This window comes from Micromonospora sp. LA-10, assembly GCF_051853095.1.
In the GTDB taxonomy this organism is placed as follows: Bacteria; Actinomycetota; Actinomycetes; order Mycobacteriales; family Micromonosporaceae; genus Micromonospora; species Micromonospora echinospora_A.
In genome coordinates, this window is record NZ_CP195710.1 from 2,018,419 (window position 1) to 2,033,526 (window position 15,108).

15 protein-coding genes are annotated in these 15,108 nt (G+C 74.1%); 4 read left to right on the plus strand and 11 right to left on the minus strand.

The features are described 5' to 3' along the window. Positions 1-555 precede the first annotated feature (555 nt). The 4 genes from dxs to ACSDG8_RS09365 all read right to left on the minus strand — a co-directional run bounded on the left by dxs (position 556) and on the right by ACSDG8_RS09365 (position 7,169). Entirely contained in the window at positions 556-2,499 is a 1,944-nt protein-coding gene (dxs, locus tag ACSDG8_RS09350; RefSeq protein ID WP_210893030.1) for a 1-deoxy-D-xylulose-5-phosphate synthase, read from the minus strand. A gap of 58 nt (positions 2,500-2,557) precedes the next feature. Next, a complete protein-coding gene (locus ACSDG8_RS09355) occupies positions 2,558-3,733 on the minus strand; it encodes an anhydro-N-acetylmuramic acid kinase (RefSeq protein WP_439427815.1) in 1,176 nt (391 codons plus the stop codon). 119 nt (positions 3,734-3,852) lie between these two features. After that, a complete protein-coding gene (locus ACSDG8_RS09360; RefSeq protein ID WP_210893035.1) occupies positions 3,853-5,112 on the minus strand; it encodes a class I SAM-dependent RNA methyltransferase in 1,260 nt (419 codons plus the stop codon). Further along, the gene (locus ACSDG8_RS09365; RefSeq protein WP_210893037.1) at positions 5,109-7,169 is read right to left on the minus strand and encodes an APC family permease; all 2,061 of its coding nucleotides are present in this window, start codon (positions 7,167-7,169) and stop codon (positions 5,109-5,111) included. Before ACSDG8_RS09365 ends, ACSDG8_RS09360 begins: the two co-directional genes overlap by 4 nt. Before the next feature lie 158 nt (positions 7,170-7,327). Here ACSDG8_RS09365 and ACSDG8_RS09370 point away from each other — a divergent pair, with 158 nt between their 5' ends. Both ACSDG8_RS09370 and ACSDG8_RS09375 read left to right on the plus strand, forming a co-directional pair. Further along, a complete protein-coding gene (locus ACSDG8_RS09370) occupies positions 7,328-7,993 on the plus strand; it encodes a potassium channel family protein (RefSeq protein ID WP_210893039.1) in 666 nt (221 codons plus the stop codon). Between the two features lie 3 nt (positions 7,994-7,996). After that, entirely contained in the window at positions 7,997-8,686 is a 690-nt protein-coding gene (locus ACSDG8_RS09375; RefSeq protein WP_210893041.1) for a potassium channel family protein, read from the plus strand. 6 nt (positions 8,687-8,692) lie between these two features. Here ACSDG8_RS09375 and ACSDG8_RS09380 read toward each other — a convergent pair whose 3' ends face one another. The 4 genes from ACSDG8_RS09380 to dut all read right to left on the minus strand — a co-directional run bounded on the left by ACSDG8_RS09380 (position 8,693) and on the right by dut (position 11,069). Beyond that, positions 8,693-9,373: a DUF3159 domain-containing protein gene (locus ACSDG8_RS09380; protein WP_210893043.1), complete on the minus strand. Its 681-nt coding sequence runs from the start codon at positions 9,371-9,373 to the stop codon at positions 8,693-8,695. Next, positions 9,370-9,750, minus strand: a complete 381-nt coding sequence (locus ACSDG8_RS09385) for an OB-fold nucleic acid binding domain-containing protein (protein ID WP_030502986.1) — start codon at positions 9,748-9,750, stop codon at positions 9,370-9,372. Before ACSDG8_RS09385 ends, ACSDG8_RS09380 begins: the two co-directional genes overlap by 4 nt. Before the next feature lie 172 nt (positions 9,751-9,922). After that, positions 9,923-10,546, minus strand: a complete 624-nt coding sequence (locus tag ACSDG8_RS09390) for a DUF3710 domain-containing protein (RefSeq protein WP_210893045.1) — start codon at positions 10,544-10,546, stop codon at positions 9,923-9,925. 25 nt (positions 10,547-10,571) lie between these two features. Next, positions 10,572-11,069: a dUTP diphosphatase gene (gene dut / locus ACSDG8_RS09395; protein WP_030502984.1), complete on the minus strand. Its 498-nt coding sequence runs from the start codon at positions 11,067-11,069 to the stop codon at positions 10,572-10,574. Between the two features lie 85 nt (positions 11,070-11,154). Here dut and ACSDG8_RS09400 point away from each other — a divergent pair, with 85 nt between their 5' ends. Further along, complete coding sequence (locus tag ACSDG8_RS09400; protein ID WP_210893047.1) at positions 11,155-11,646, plus strand: DUF3093 domain-containing protein; 492 nt, start codon at positions 11,155-11,157, stop codon at positions 11,644-11,646. Positions 11,647-11,682: 36 nt separating this feature from the next. Here the strand turns inward: ACSDG8_RS09400 and ACSDG8_RS09405 are convergent, their stop codons facing one another. Both ACSDG8_RS09405 and ACSDG8_RS09410 read right to left on the minus strand, forming a co-directional pair. Continuing rightward, positions 11,683-12,501, minus strand: coding sequence for a hypothetical protein (locus ACSDG8_RS09405; RefSeq protein ID WP_210893459.1), 819 nt, complete (start codon positions 12,499-12,501; stop codon positions 11,683-11,685). Positions 12,502-12,868: 367 nt separating this feature from the next. After that, positions 12,869-13,165, minus strand: a complete 297-nt coding sequence (locus ACSDG8_RS09410) for a DUF4193 domain-containing protein (protein ID WP_013284790.1) — start codon at positions 13,163-13,165, stop codon at positions 12,869-12,871. 441 nt (positions 13,166-13,606) lie between these two features. Between ACSDG8_RS09410 and ACSDG8_RS09415 the strand changes: the two genes are divergently transcribed. Continuing rightward, on the plus strand, positions 13,607-14,122 hold the full coding sequence (locus ACSDG8_RS09415) for a LytR C-terminal domain-containing protein (protein ID WP_210893461.1): 516 nt from the start codon (positions 13,607-13,609) through the stop codon (positions 14,120-14,122). Positions 14,123-14,193: 71 nt separating this feature from the next. Here ACSDG8_RS09415 and ACSDG8_RS09420 read toward each other — a convergent pair whose 3' ends face one another. Next, positions 14,194-15,015, minus strand: a complete 822-nt coding sequence (locus tag ACSDG8_RS09420; RefSeq protein ID WP_210893049.1) for an inositol monophosphatase family protein — start codon at positions 15,013-15,015, stop codon at positions 14,194-14,196. Positions 15,016-15,108: the final 93 nt, after the last annotated feature.

Sequence of the window (15,108 nt, forward strand, 5' to 3'; positions counted from 1 at the left end):
GGTCGACAGGACGATGTGGCCGGTGCAGGCCGATCCACCCGGCGATCTTGCAGTTTGGGTCCCATTGATCGGGCAAAACCGGCAATCTGAGGGTCGGAAGTGCAAGATCGCCGGGGTCCGGGGGCTAGGGGTGAAGCAGCTGCATGCCCAGGTAGGAGGTTCGGGCTGGGCCGGGGCGGGAGGTCCCGTCGGGGCGCCAGCCGTGGCGCGCGTAGAACGCGCGGGCCCCTGTGTTGCGCTCCCACACCTCCAGCACACCCAGCGCCAGCCGTTCGTCCCGCCGCCCAGCCCTCCCGCCGCTCCCGGGCCAGGTCCGGAGTGAGGATCTCCCCGGCCGGCAGCCCTCCGGCCCCGTAGTAGGCCACCCGCGCCCGGCTGTGCACCTCGACGATCCCCGGAAGATCACCCAGCCCCGCCTCGCGAATCTCCACGTCCCTCCCTCGACACCGAACATCCGGCGATCTTGCGGTTGCGGCCCTCCCCAATCGGGCGAAGCCGACATCAGGAGGGCCGCAAGTGCAAGATCAACGCGCTAGCCGGGCGGGAGAAGCGGCGTCAGCTCTGGGCTCGGGCTCCGTTTGTGGCGGGGTCGACCGGGGCGGCGTCGAGGCCGGAGATCCAGCCGGTGACGTCGCGTGCCACGTCCTGCGCGGTCAGCCGCAGGTCGGCCAGGATCTGCGCGCGGCTGCCGTGCGGGTGCCAGTCGGCCGGTACGCCCAGGTCCTTGACCGGCACCCGGACGTCGGCGTCGCGCATCGCCTGGGCCAGCGCGGAGCCGACGCCGCCGATGCGCACGCCGTCCTCCACGGTGACCACGAGCCGGTGCCCGGCGGCCAGCTCGACCAGTTCGGCCGGCACCGGGCGGACCCAGCGCGGGTCGACCACAGTGACGCCGTACCCCTGCTCGGCGACGCGGGTGGCGACCTCGACGCCGAGGCCGGCGAACGAGCCGACCGCGACCAGCAGCACGTCGGTACGCGCCGACTCGGCCAGCACGTCGACCGGGCCGACGCGGCGTACGGCCGGCAGGTCGGCGGCGACGGTGCCGGTCGGGAAGCGCAGGATGGTGGGGCCGTCGTCCACGGCGACTGCCTCGCGCAGCTCCTCGCGCAGCGTGGCCGAGTCGCGGGGCGCGGCGATCCGCAGGCCGGGCACCACGCCGAAGACGGACATGTCCCAGATGCCGTAGTGGCTGGGCCCGTCCGGGCCGGTGATGCCGGCGCGGTCCAGCACGAACGTGACGGGCAGCTTGTGCATGGCCACGTCCAGCAGGACCTGGTCGAACGCGCGGTTGAGGAACGTGGCGTAGACGGCCACGACCGGGTGCAGCCCGCCCATGGCGAGGCCGGCGGCGGAGGTGGCCGCGTGCTGCTCGGCGATGCCCACGTCGTACACCCGCTCCGGGTACTTGCGGGCGAGGGTGGCGATGCCGGTGGGCTCGGCCATGGCGGCGGTGATGCCGACCACGTCGGGGCGCTCGTCGGCGATCGCGACCAGCTCGTCGGCGAACACGTTCGTCCACTTCACCGACGGCACGGCGAGCAGCTTGCCGGTCTCGGCGTCGAACGCGCCGGGGCCGTGCAGGCAGTCGGCCTCGTCGTCCTCGGCGGGGCGGTAGCCGTAGCCCTTGCGGGTGACCGCGTGCACGATCACCGGGCCGCCGAAGTTCTTGGCCGCGCGCAGCGCCGCCTCGACCGCCGACACGTCGTGGCCGTCGACCGGGCCGACGTACTTGATGCCGAGGTCCTCGAACATGGCCTGCGGGGCGACCGCGTCCTTGATGCCCTTCTTGACCGCGTGCAGCACCTCGTACATCGGCTTGCCGACGAACGGGGTGTTGCCGAGCGCGTCCTTGACGGTGTCGAGCACCTTCTCGTAGCCGGGGTTGAGCCGCAGCGACGACAGGTGGTCGGCGAGGCCGCCGATGGTCGGCGAGTAGGACCGGCCGTTGTCGTTTACGACGATCACCAGCGGGTTGCCGGCGGTCGCGATGTTGTTCAGCGCCTCCCAGCACATGCCTCCGGTGAGCGCGCCGTCGCCGACCACCGCCACGACGGAGCGCTTCTCGCCGCGCAGCGCGTACGCCTTGGCCAGGCCGTCGGCGTACGACAGGGCGGTGGAGGCGTGCGAGTTCTCGATCAGGTCGTGCTCGCTCTCCGCCTGGCTGGGGTAGCCGGAGAGGCCACCGCGCTGGCGGAGCTTGTCGAAGCCCTCCTGCCGGCCGGTGAGGATCTTGTGTACGTACGCCTGGTGGCCGGTGTCGAAGAGGAGCCGGTCGCGGGGGGAGTCGAAGACCCGGTGCATGGCGAGGGTCAGCTCGACCACACCCAGGTTGGGGCCGACGTGCCCGCCGGTGCGGGAGACCTTGGCGATCAGGAAGTCACGGATCTCGGCGGCGAGGATGTCCATCTGCTCGGCGGTCATCCGCTTCACGTCCTGCGGGCCGCGCACCGTGCCCAGCAGCCGACCGTGGTTGGCCGTGCCCTCTTCAACACTCATGACCGGAGAGTCTATCGGCCGCGCGACAGTCCGCAGCCTGGCCGTGCATCGATCCAGGTCAGGCGTCCACTACCAGCCTGCGGGGCGCGGGTGGGCACGGCGCGGCGGCGGACGGGCCGGCCGGGGTCCACGAGCCGAGCACGGCGGCCCGGGACGCCCCGGTCACCGACGGGACCGCGCCCGGCAGGCCGTGCCAGGACAGCCAGCCCAGCAGCGCGAACGCGTACGCCTCCTTGGCCTGGGCCGGCACGCCCAGCTCGTCGGTGGTACGCAGTCGCCAGCGCCCCTCGCCCAGCGCGGCCAGCCGCGCCCGAAGTGTGGGATTGCGCACTCCCCCGCCGGCGGCCACCACCTCGGTCACCCGGTGCCGGTCGCAGGCGTCGGCCACGGTGCGGGCGGTCAGCTCGGTGAGCGTGGCCAGCACGTCGTCGGCGGCCACCGGCTCGCCGAGCGCGGCCAGCGCCGCGTCCAGGTAGCCGCCGTGGAACAGCTCCTTGCCTGTCGACTTGGGCGGCGGCGCCGCGTAGTACGGCTCGGCGAGCAGCCGGGCCAGCAGCGCCTCGTGCACCCGCCCGGCCGCGGCCCGCGCCCCGTCGACGTCGCAGGGCCGGTCCAGGAGGCGCCGGGCGGCGGCGTCCAGCAGCGCGTTGGCCGGGCCCACGTCGTACCCGAGAACGGGCGCTCCGGGCGCGACCACGGTGAGGTTCGCGATCCCCCCGAGGTTCAACGCGGCCCGCGCGCCGGTGCCGGCCGGGCCACGCGCGGCGCGCGGGGAGAAGGCCGGGTCGAGCAGCAGCGCGTCGAACGCCGGGACCAGCGGCGCGCCCTGGCCGCCGGCCGCCACGTCCGCCGAGCGCAGGTCGTGCAGCACCGGTACGCCCACCCGGGCGGCCACCCGGGCCGGCGCGCCGAGCTGGAGCGTGCCGCGCACCCGGCCCGCCTCGACCCAGTGGAAGACCGTCTGCCCGGGCGGCACGACCGCGTCGGCCGCTCCCCCGGCCAGCTCGACGCCGGCCGCCGCCGCCTCGGCGAACACCTCGCCGAGGCGGTTGTCCAGGCGGCAGACCGCCTCGATGGTGGTGGCCGCCGGGGGCAGCAGCGCGCCGATCTCGGCCCGCAGGTCGTCCGGGTACGCGAGTTCGCGGTGCCCGAGCGGCCGCAGCCGCAGCGTGTCGCCGTCGGCGGTGAACTCGGCCGCCACCACGTCCACGCCGTCGTAGGACGTGCCCGACATCAACCCGACGATGCGCAAGGAAGGGCCCCTTCTTAACGGATCCGGTAGCAAAAGGGCCCCTTGTTAACGCGCGGAGCCGGGGCCGCGGACGGGGACAGGGACGGGGACGGGGACGGGGATCAACGCGGCGGCAGGAACAGGCCCACCAGCTCCACGTGCTGGGTCATCGGGAACAGGTCATACCCGCGCAGCTCGGCCAGCCGCCACCCCGCGTCGGTGAACGTGCGCACGTCCCGGGCGAAGGCGGCCGGGTCGCACGCCACGTACGCCACCGCGCGCGGCCCGGCGGCCACCACGTCGCGGACCACCGGCGCGCCCGCGCCGGAGCGCGGCGGGTCGAGCACCACCAGGTCGACCGGGCCGGTGACCCGGCGCCGGGCCAGCGCGGTCTCCACCCGCGCGGCGACCACCTCGACGCCGCGCAGGTCGGCCAGGTTCTCCCGGGCCGCGGCCACCCCGTCCGGCGCCGACTCGACGAGCGTCACCCGGGCGCCGCCGACCCGGCCGGCGAGCGCAGCGGCGAACAGGCCGGCCCCGCCGTACAGGTCCCAGGCGGTCTCGCCGGGCCGCGGGTCGAGCAGGTCGAGCACCGCGCCGGTCAGCGCGTCCGCCGCCGCCGGGTGCACCTGCCAGAACCCGGAGGCGGGGAGCGTGAAGGACCGCCCGGCCGCCGTCTCCCGGACCCGCTGCGGCCCGCTCACCGCCGTGGCGACCCCCTCGGTGTACGCGACCACGGCGACGTCCCCGCCGGTGCTGGCGACCGTCTCCACCGCGTCGGCGTCGGGCCAGCGGGTGCCGGTCGGCGGGAGCACCGGCAGCTCCTGGATCGCCGGGTGCGCGATCAGGCACCTGTCGATCGGCACCACTTCGTGCGAGCGGTGCTTGAGCAGCCCGGCCCGGCCGGCCGCGTCGACCGCGTACCGCACCCGGGAACGCCAGCCCAGCGGTCCGCCGGGCAGCGCCTCGACGCGTACGCCGAGCGCGTCGATCTGCTCGGTGGTGAGTCTGCCCAGCCGGGTGAGCTGCTCGCGCACCACTGCGAGCTTCCAGTCGAGCTGGGCGGCCGGCGCGACGTGCTGGAGGTCGCAGCCGCCGCACCGGCCCGGCCGGGCGTACGGGCACGGCGGCGTCACCCGGTCCGGTGAGGCGTCCAGGATCTCCACCGCGTCGGCGCGGGCGAAGCCCCGGTGCAGCTCGGTCACCTCGGCGATCACCCGCTCGCCGGGCAGCGCGTGCCGGACGAAGACCACCTGCCCGCCGACGCGGGCCACGCAGTGCCCGCCGGGCGCGACCGCGTCGACAGTCAGCTCGACCCGCTCGGCCTCCTCCAGCCCGGGCCGCTGCGCCGACGCAGGGCCGGGGTGTGCCGCGGCGCTCATGAGCGCTCCTCCCGCTCGGCGGAGGACGCGGACGGGGTGGACGCCACCGGCGGCGGCAGCGTGCTCTGCGGCGCCACCCGGGGCCCGCGCGCCGGACCGCGGCTGAGCGTGGCGTCCAGCCGGTCCAGGTTCTTGCTGGCTGTGGAGGCGAGCTGCCAGGGCACGCTCGTCACCATCACGCCCGGCTCGAACAGCAGCCGTCCCTTGAGCCGCAGCGCGCTCTGGTTGTGCAGCAGGTTCTCCCACCAGCGCCCCACCACGTACTCGGGGATGAAGACGGTGACCACGTCGCGCGGCGACTCGCGGCGCACCGACGCGACGAAGTCGAGGATCGGCCGGGTGATCTCCCGGTACGGGGAGTCGATGACGGTGAGCGGCACCGGCAGCTCGCGCCGCTCCCAGTCGGCCTGCAGGTCCCGGGTGTCCTGCTCGTCCACGTTCACGGTGACCGCGGTGAGCGTGTCCGGCCGGGTCGCCCGCGCGTACGCCACGGCCCGCAGCGTCGGCTTGTGCAGCTTGCTGACCAGCACGATGGCGTGGTTGCGGGCGGGCAGCACGCCCCGCTGCTCGGTCGGCTCCAGCTCCTCGGCGATCCGGTCGTAGTGCCGGCGGATGCCGAGCATCACCACGTACATCACCGCCATCGCGACGATCGCGATCCAGGCGCCGAGCAGGAACTTGGTGGCCAGCACGATGATCAGCACCACGCCGGTCATGGCCATGCCGAACGTGTTGATCGCGCGGGAGCGCAGCATCCGGCGGCGCGCCTGGAGGTCCCGCTCGTTGCGCAGGTGCCGGTTCCAGTGCCGGATCATGCCGGCCTGGGAGAGCGTGAACGAGACGAACACCCCGACGATGTAGAGCTGGATGAGCTTGGTCACCTCGGCCTGGAAGCCGATGATCAGCACCACCGCGAAGACGGCGAGGAAGAGGATGCCGTTGGAGAACGCCAGCCGGTCGCCGCGGGTGTGCAGCTGGCGTGGCAGGTAGCGGTCCTGCGCCAGGATCGAGCCGAGCACCGGGAAGCCGTTGAAGGCGGTGTTGGCGGCCAGGAACAGGATCAGCGCGGTCATCCCGGCGACCACGTAGAGCAGCACCGAGCCGCCGCCGAACACGGTTTCCCCGAGCTGCACGGTCACCGTCTTCTGCACGTAGTCGACCGGGCCGGAGACGATCTGCGTATTCGGGTCCTCGACGAACTGCAGGCCGGTGAGCCGGGACAGCCAGATGATGCCGACCAGCATGGTCACCGCGATGCCGCCGAGCAGTAGCAGCGTGGTCGCCGCGTTCTTCGACTTGGGGGCCTTGAACGCCGGTACGCCGTTGGAGATCGCCTCCACGCCGGTGAGCGCCGCGCAGCCGGAGGAGAACGTCCGCAGCAGCAGGAACACCAGCGCGAACCCGGTGACGCTGTGCTCGGCCTGGATCTCCAGGCCGGCGCTCGGCGCGCGCAGGTCGTCGCCGAGCACGAAGACGCGGACCAGGCCGGTCAGCAGCATGCCGCCGATGACGATCACGAAGCCGTAGGTGGGGATGGCGAAGGCGGTGCCGGACTCGCGCAGGCCGCGCAGGTTGATCGCGGTGAGCAGCACCACCGCGCTGACCGCGATGAGCACCTTGTGGGTGGCCACGAACGGCACCACCGAGCCGAGGTTCGCCACCCCGGAGGAGACCGAGACGGCGACGGTGAGCACGTAGTCGACGAGCAGCGCGCTGGCCACCGCGAGACCGGCGCGGGGGCCCAGGTTGACGGTGGCCACCTCGTAGTCGCCGCCGCCGGAGGGGTAGGCGTGCACGTTCTGCCGGTAGCTCGCCACCACGGTGAGCATGACGACGACCACCGCGAGCGCGACCCACGGCGAGAAGATGAACGCCGAGGCGCCGGCGATGGACAGCGTCAGGAGGATCTCGTCGGGCGCGTACGCCACGCTGGAGAGCGCGTCGGAGGCGAAGACTGGTAGCGCGATGCGCTTCGGCAGCAGCGTGTGCTGCAGGCGGTCGGACCGGAACGGTCGACCGAGGAGGAGTCGCTTCAGCAGCGAGGTGGGTCGGGCCACAACCGCCAAGCGTACGACCACCGGGTGCCGGGCGCGGGGGTGGTCGATCTCCGGGGTGCGCGCCCGCGCGGTACGGTTCGGTCCCCCGTCCGGTGGGGGGACGTGGCAGGCTCGCAGGCGACGGGTCGGCGGGCGGCGCCGTGGGAGGAGCGGACACCGTGCATTTGGTGATCATGGGCTGCGGCCGGGTCGGGTCGACCCTGGCCCACAGCCTGGAGTCGCGTGGCCACTCGGTGGCGGTGATCGACCAGGACGCGGACGCGTTCCGCCGTCTCGGGCCGGACTTCGGCGGCATCACGGTGACCGGCGCGGGCTTCGACGGGGAGGTGCTGCGCCAGGCCGGCATCGAGCGGGCCGACGCGTTCGCGGCGGTCTCCAGCGGCGACAACTCCAACATCATCTCGGCCCGGCTGGCGCGGGAGACGTTCGGCGTGTCCCGGGTCGCGGCCCGCATCTACGACCAGCGCCGGGCGCAGGTCTACGAGCGGCTCGGCATTCCCACAGTGGCGACCGTCCGGTGGACGGCCGACCGGATGCTGCGCCACCTGGTCCCCGAGGGCAACGTGGAGATCTTCCGCGACCCGACCAGCACCGTGTCGATCATCGAGGTGCCGGTGCACAAGGACTGGATCGGCCGGCCGCTGCGGCAGCTGGAGCAGGCCGCCGGCGCCCGGGTGGCCTACCTGAACCGGTTCGGCATCGGCACCCTGCCCACCGCCTCCACCGTGGTCCAGGAGGGCGACCAGGTCTTCATGCTGGTGACCGACGACATCAACGGCTCGGTCACGTCGGTGGCGGCAGCGCCGCCGGAAGGGGGGCAGTGAGCCATGCGGATCGCCATCGCCGGCGCCGGCAACGTGGGCCGCTCGATCGCCCAGGAGCTGATCGACAACGGCCACCAGGTGATGCTGATCGAGCGGCAGCCCAGGATGCTGCGGCCCGACCGGGTGCCCGCCGCGGACTGGGTGCTCGCCGACGCGTGCGAGCTGGCCAGTCTGGAGGAGGCCAACCTGGCCGGGTGCGACGTGGTGGTGGCCGCCACCGGCGACGACAAGGTCAACCTCGTGGTGTCGCTGCTGGCCAAGACCGAGTTCGCGGTGCCGCGCGTGGTGGCCCGGGTGAACCGGGCGGAGAACGAGTGGCTGTTCACCGACCAGTGGGGCGTCGACGTGGCGGTCAGCAAGCCGCGCGTGATGGCGGCGCTGGTCGAGGAGGCGGTCACCGTCGGCGACCTGGTCCGGCTGATGACGTTCCGGCAGGGCGAGGCGAACCTGGTCGAGATCACCCTGCCGCCGACCGCGCCCTACGTGGGGCAGGCGATCCACGCGGTGCCGATCCCCCGGGACGCGGCGCTGGTGGCGATCGTGCGCGGCAAGCGGGTGCTGGTGCCCACCCCGGACGACCCGATCGAGGCCGGCGATGAACTGGTCTTCGTCTGCACCGCCGCGGTGGAGGACGACGTGCGCTCGGTGATCCTCGGCCCGGCCAGCGCCGACCGGCACCGGGACCGCGCCTGAGGCGGCCTAGGAGCCGGGCAGCGGGGTGGGCGCGGTCTCCCGGGTGACCCGGCGCACCACCCAGACGGTGATGAGCAGCAGCAGCGCGTACGGCGGGTAGCCCAGCGCGAGCCGGGCCACGCCCAGCGCGAAGTCCTGGTGGGCGAGGTAGAGCCCGGCCTGTACGCCCACCTTGGCCAGCCACACCACGCCCCACAGCACGGTGAGCTGGGTGAACGTGCGCACCAGCTTGGGGTCGTCGCGCCACTCGGAGCGGCCCTTGGCGACCAGCACCGACCAGATCCAGCCGACCAGCGGCTGCCGGATCGCGGCCGAGAGCAGCAGCGCCAGGCCGTAGCCGATGCCGTAGAGGATGCCGGGCAGGTAGAAGTCGCGCTCGTCGCCGGTGCGCAGGGCCAGCAGCGCGCCGATGCCGACGCCGAACAGCCCGTTCATCGCGTGCCGCACCGGCTTGCGCTGGGCCAGCCGCAGGCCGGCGATCAGCAGCGCCACCGCCACCGAGGCGTACACGGCGGGGCGCAGCTCGCCGATCACGTTGGCGATCACGAAGACCACCACGGGGATGCTCGACTCGACCAGCCCGCGCCATCCGCCGAGCTGCTCGGCCATCTGCTCGGCGAGGCTGGGCAGCCGCTCCTCGTCCTGCGGGCCGACACCCGACGGGGTGTGCTGCTGTCCGGTCGTCACTTCGGCGACTCCAGCTCGTAGTACGGGTTGTAGATCACCTTGCGGTCGTCACGCACCGCCACCCGGCCGCGCGCGGTCAGGTGGCGGCCCGGCTCGATCCCGGCGATGTGCCGGCGACCCAGCCAGACCAGGGTGACGACGTCGGTGCCGTCGTAGAGGTCCGCCTCCAGCGTGGGCAGGTTCGTCCGCGGCGTGTAGACCACGGTGCGCAGCCGCCCGGCCACCGACACCACCTGGCCCCTGTTGCACTGGTGGGCCGGCGTGCCGCCGGACTCGGCGCTCTCCCGGCGCAGCTCCTGCGCCTCGATCTCGGCCTCGCTGGCGGTGAGCCGGTGCAGGAGCCGCCGCAGCGACCCCCGGCTCTCGTCGGTCGTCATGACCTCCGCGTCACCCTCTCCACAGCGGGGCCCCGCGGGTGGCGGAACCGTCCCGCCAGCGTACGCCGATGCGGCCCGTCGGCGGGAGCGCCGTCGCGCGCGTACCGCCGCCCGGGACGCCGCGCGCCGCGGGCCCGGCGCCGGTACGACGCCGGGCCCGGGCACGCGTGGATCAGACCTCCTGCTGCTCGGCGGCGGCCTGCTGCTCGGCGACCTCACGGGGCAGCCGCAGCGGCAGCGGCTCGCGCACCGGCTTGGCCTCCTGCCCGCGGTCGACCACCAGGCCGTCCAGGCAGGCCGTCAGCGGCCCGGCGGCGGCCGCGTCGCTGGCCGCGGCACCCTGGAAGACGCCGCGCACCATCCAGCGCGGGCCGTCGATGCCGACGAAGCGCAGGTCGGTCGGGCCGTCCGGGGTACGCACCCGGGCGCGCAGCTCGGGACCGCGCTCCCCGTCGACCTCCTGGACGGTGGCGCCGTCGGCGGCGAGCGACTGGCGGATCTCCTCGCGCACCTCGTCCCAGATGCCGTCGGAGCGGGGGGCGGCGAAGACGCCGAGCTGCAGCGCGTTCTGCCCGTGCACCAGCACCACCTGCTGGATCACGCCCTGCGGGTCGGCCTGGACGCGCACCTCCACGTCCGGCACCGCCGGGATCTGGAGGCTGCCCAGGTCGAGCCGGGGCGCTTCGGGGGCCTCGCTGACGTCGTACGGCCCGCGATCCGGCGCCGACGGGGTCTCCTCGGCGTCGAGGACCCCATTGTCACGCGCCTCGTCGGCCCGCTTCCGGGAGAAGATCACTGCGCCCACCCTCCGCTGTTCGCACTCACCCTGCCACCTCTTCGCTCTGCCCGCCGGACGGTGCCGGGACCAGACCGGCGTGCCCGCCGGTGGACCCGTGCCCGCCCGTGCCACGCCGGGACGCGGGCAGCTCGGCCACCGGCCGGAACTCGGCCCGGGCGACCCGCTGCACCACCAGTTGCGCGATGCGGTCGCCCCGGCTGATCTTGGCTGGCGTGTCCCGGTCGTGGTTGATCAGGTTGACCAGGATCTCACCCCGGTAGCCGGCGTCGACCGTACCGGGCGCGTTGAGCACCGTCACGCCGAGCCTCGCCGCCAGACCTGATCGGGGGTGGACCAGCCCGACGTACCCGTCGGGCAGCGCCACCGACACGCCGGTGGGCACCAGGGCCCGGCCACCGGGCGGCAGCTCGACGTCCGCGGCGGCCACCAGGTCCGCGCCGGCGTCGCCGGGATGGGCGTACGCCGGCAGCGGCAGCTCCGGGTCGAGCAGCCGCACGGGCACGGGTACGACGTCTGTCACGGTCATCCTCTTCCGTCCGGTCCTGCGGGGGTGCCCTGTCATCCTGCCGGTTGCCCGGCCCGCGACGCGCCGTACCCTCGTCAGTGTGCGTCAGTCGTCATCTCCGGCCGCGTCGCCGGCCACCGCCGCGCCGTACGCGGAGCGCCTCGGGTTGCCCTGGTGGGCCTGGCCGCTCGGGCTGGCCGCGGCCGCGCTGCTCGCGGTCGAGCTCTGGATGGGCGCGACCGGCGTCCGCGCCTGGCTGCCGTTCGTGCTGCTGATCCCCGCCGCGGTGGCCGCCCTGTGGTGGCTGGGCCGGATCCGGGTCGAGGTGCGCGACGGCGAGCTGCGGGTCGACGACGCCCACCTCCCGGTGCGGTACGTCGCGGACGTGGTGCCGCTGGACGCGGCCGGCCGGCGCGAGGTGCTCGGCGTCGGCTCCGACCCGCTCGCCTTCGTGGTGCAGCGTCCGTGGGTCAGCGGCGCCGTGCAGGTGGTGCTGGACGACCCGGACGACCCGACCCCGTTCTGGGTGGTCAGCACCCGCCGCCCGGGGCAGCTGGCGGCAGCCGTCCTGGCCGCCCGCGACGCGGCCTGACCCGACGGGGCCCGCGAACGGCCGCTCCGCCGCCGGTCAGGACGGCTTTTCGGGCAGCGCGCGGGCGGTACGCCGCAGGTCCTTGCGCAGTTGCTCGCCGAGCGCGCGGGTGGCCCGCCGGTTGAGGTAGCCGGCCACGGCGGCGCCGGTCAGGAACGGCCCGAGCGTGGTGAGGTTGCGCCCGAAGCGGCGCATCAGGCTGTCCCGCAGCTCGCGGCGGGCGGCGGTGCCGAGCACCGCGCTCACCCCGACGCCCGGCATCATCGGGTTGACCCCGCGCTGGGTGGCCCAGGACTGCACGAGCGACACCGCGCGGCCGGTGCCGCCGGGAGGCAGCGGAACCCGGTGGACCTCGTGCAGCTCGCCGATGAGTTTCAGCTCGATCGCCACCACGGCGACCGTCTCGGCGGCCAGCAGGATGGGCGCGGAGAGCAGCGTGGGCGTCACCGCCCACTCGACAGCTGCCACGCCGCCGCCGGCCGCGCCGACCCCGGCGGTGGCCCGGGACGCGTTGCGGACCAGCCGGTCGGCAAGCGCGTCGTCGTCCAGGCCGGGGAAGTGCCGCCGTAGCGTGGCGAGGTCGCGGATCGGCACGTGCGGGGCGATCTCGGCGACCGTGTCGGCCATCCAGCGCACCGCCGCCCGCGGCTTGAACAGGTCGGTGACCCCTCGGGCCCGGGCCTGCCCGACCAGCCGGGTCAGCAGTTGCCGCCGACGGGCCGGAGCGATGTCGTCGGCGGTCAGCGCGGCGACTGTCGCGCCGAGTTCCCCGGCGTCCGCGCCCGGCTCACCGGGCGTCGAGCCGGAGCCGGTCGTGGCCGGCGTCGCGGCGGGGTCGGTGGAGGCCGACGGCACGGCGGAGGCGCCCGGCGTCGGCACTGTGGGGTCGGTGGAGGCCCGCGGCACGGCGGAGCTGGTGGAGGCCGGCACGGTGGGGTCGGTGGAGGCCCGCGGCACGGCGGAGCCGCCAGGCGCGGGCACGGCGGAGCCGGTCGGCTCGGCTGTCGCATCCGGGCCGGTCGGTGCCGGTCTCGCCGCTGGAGCCGGGATCCGGTCGGCGCCGGTCCCCTCGCTGCGCTCGCTCACCCGTCCGCCCTCCTGCTCCGCGCGGCGTGGCAGCCGCCCGTAACGAGTCAAGCAGCAACCGGCCACCGGCGCACGGCGGCGGCTCGAACAGCGGCGGCCCCGTCGAGGAGGCCGCCGCTGGTGTCCTCGGTCGGGATCAGACGCACTCGCGGCAGATCAGGTCGCCGTTGCGCTCGACCGCCAGCTGGCTGCGGTGGTGGACCAGGAAGCAGCGGGCGCACCGGAACTCGTCCTGCTGCATCGGGAGGACCTTGACCGTGAGCTCCTCGTCGGCCAGATCGGCGCCGGGCAGCTCGAAGCTCTCGGCCACCTCGGCCTCGTCGACGTCCACGGCGCCCGACTGTGAGTCGACCCGCCGGGCCTTGAGCTCTTCCAGGCTGTCCTCGCCGAGGTCGACCTCGTCGCGACGCGGGGCGTCGTAGTCGGTGGCCATCGGTTTCACTCTCCAATATCGATATTGTCGCTGCCGGTTGTAACGCCGGACGACGCCGTTTCGGTTCCCCTGACCGGCCACCATCTCTGTCGGGCACCCGACCCGACGAGCGGTGGACCGGGCTCCCCGGAGTGGAAACGACCCCCGGTGAGCGCGGAACCTTACCCCCCCTGTGGGCGAGGCATGTATACCGCCCTCGCGGGGGAGATGTACGCCTCTGCGCCCGAAGTTGTTCCCAATGTGACTCAGGCGACACGAAGATAGGGGTAGTCCTACCGGTTCACCGCGTGGCGCGCCGGTATGTCGGACTGTTTCCACGCCTGAGCCGGACAACCGTTAACCTCAGCGGCGTACTGGACGGCCGACCGGTCGCGGCCCGACCGCGTCGCCCGCCACCACCCAATCACTGTCCGGGGAGCGCCCAGGATGAGTTTTGCGCGAGTGCGGGCACTCGTTGTCGTCGGCCTGCTGGCGGTCGTCGCCCTGGCCTTCGTGGTCATCGCCGTGCTGAAGGACAGTCAGGGCACAGCCGGTACGGCGGCCGCCTGCCCGGACGGCTGGCCGCTGGTCGACCTGCGGCTGCGGGAGCAGAAAGACGTCAAGATCAACGTCTACAACGCCACCGACGAGGCCGGCCGCGCCGGCAGCGTCGCGGACGACTTCCGCAACCGCAAGTTCCAGGTCAAGAAGGTCGGCAACGAGAAGAAGGCGTTCGACGGCGTGGCCGAGCTGCGGTTCGGGCCCAACGCCGTGGGCTCGGCGCACCTGCTGCGCGCGTACTTCCTCAACGAGGCCAACCAGAAGTTCGACGCGAACCGCAAGGACGACGTGGTCGACGTGGTCCTGGGCAACCAGTTCCAGCAGCTCGCCACCACCACCGAGGTCAACCAGTCGCTCGGCGACCTGGGCGCGCCGCAGGCGCCGCCCGAGACCTGCCCGAAGCCGATCGAGAAGTAGGCGACGGGCGGCCCGGCCACGCGGGGCGGTCTTCCTCCGGGAAGGCCGCCCTGTCGCGTCTGCGGCGCCGGTCACGGCCCGCCGGAGGCGTCCAGGTCGACCAGCCGGGCGTGCAGCGGCCCGTGCAGCGCGGGCGGCGCGGCGAGCACCAGGTCCGGGCCGGCCGGGTGCCCGGACAGGCCGGTCACCAGCAGCCCGGCCTCCCGGGCGACCAGCCCGCCGGCGGCCAGGTCCCAGGCGGCCAGCCCCTTCTCGTAGTACGCGTCCACCCGCCCCTCGGCGGCCAGGCAGAGGTCGAGCGCGGCGGCGCCCAACCGGCGGATGTCCCGGATGTGCGGGATCAACTCGGTCACCACCCGCGCCTGGTGGGCCCGGCGGGCGGCGTCGTAGCCGAAGCCGGTGGCCACGAGCGCCTGGCCGAGATCGGTCGCGGCCGAGCCGCTCAGCCGCTGCCCGTCGCGCCAGGCCCCGCCGCCGAGCGTCGCGGTCCACTCCTCGCCGGTGACGACGTTGCGGACCACCCCGGCGACCACCTCACCGGCCACCTCCGCGGCCAGCGAGACCGCGCAGTAGGGCAGCCCGTACAGGTAGTTGACGGTGCCGTCGATCGGGTCGAGGACCCAGCGCACCCCGTCGGCGTCGGCGGGGCCGGTCTCCCCCGCGCCGTACTCCTCACCCAGCACCGCGTCGCCCGGCCGCCGCTGCCGCAGCGCGGCCAGGACCTGCCGTTCCACCGCCCGGTCGGCGGCGGTGACCACGTCGGTCACCGTGCTCTTGGTCGCGGCCACGGAGACACCCTCGACCCGCATCCGGTACGCGGTGGCGGCGGCCTCCCGGGCCACCTCGACCGCGATCGTGAGCAATTCCCGCGCCGTAGGCGTGGCGGTGATCATGTTCGTCCCCTTCCGGCACGATCGGGACCGGCCCACTCGTGCGCGGGTATCATCCTTACAAAGTCCACATCTGCGCCGATTCGGCGGTCCCGG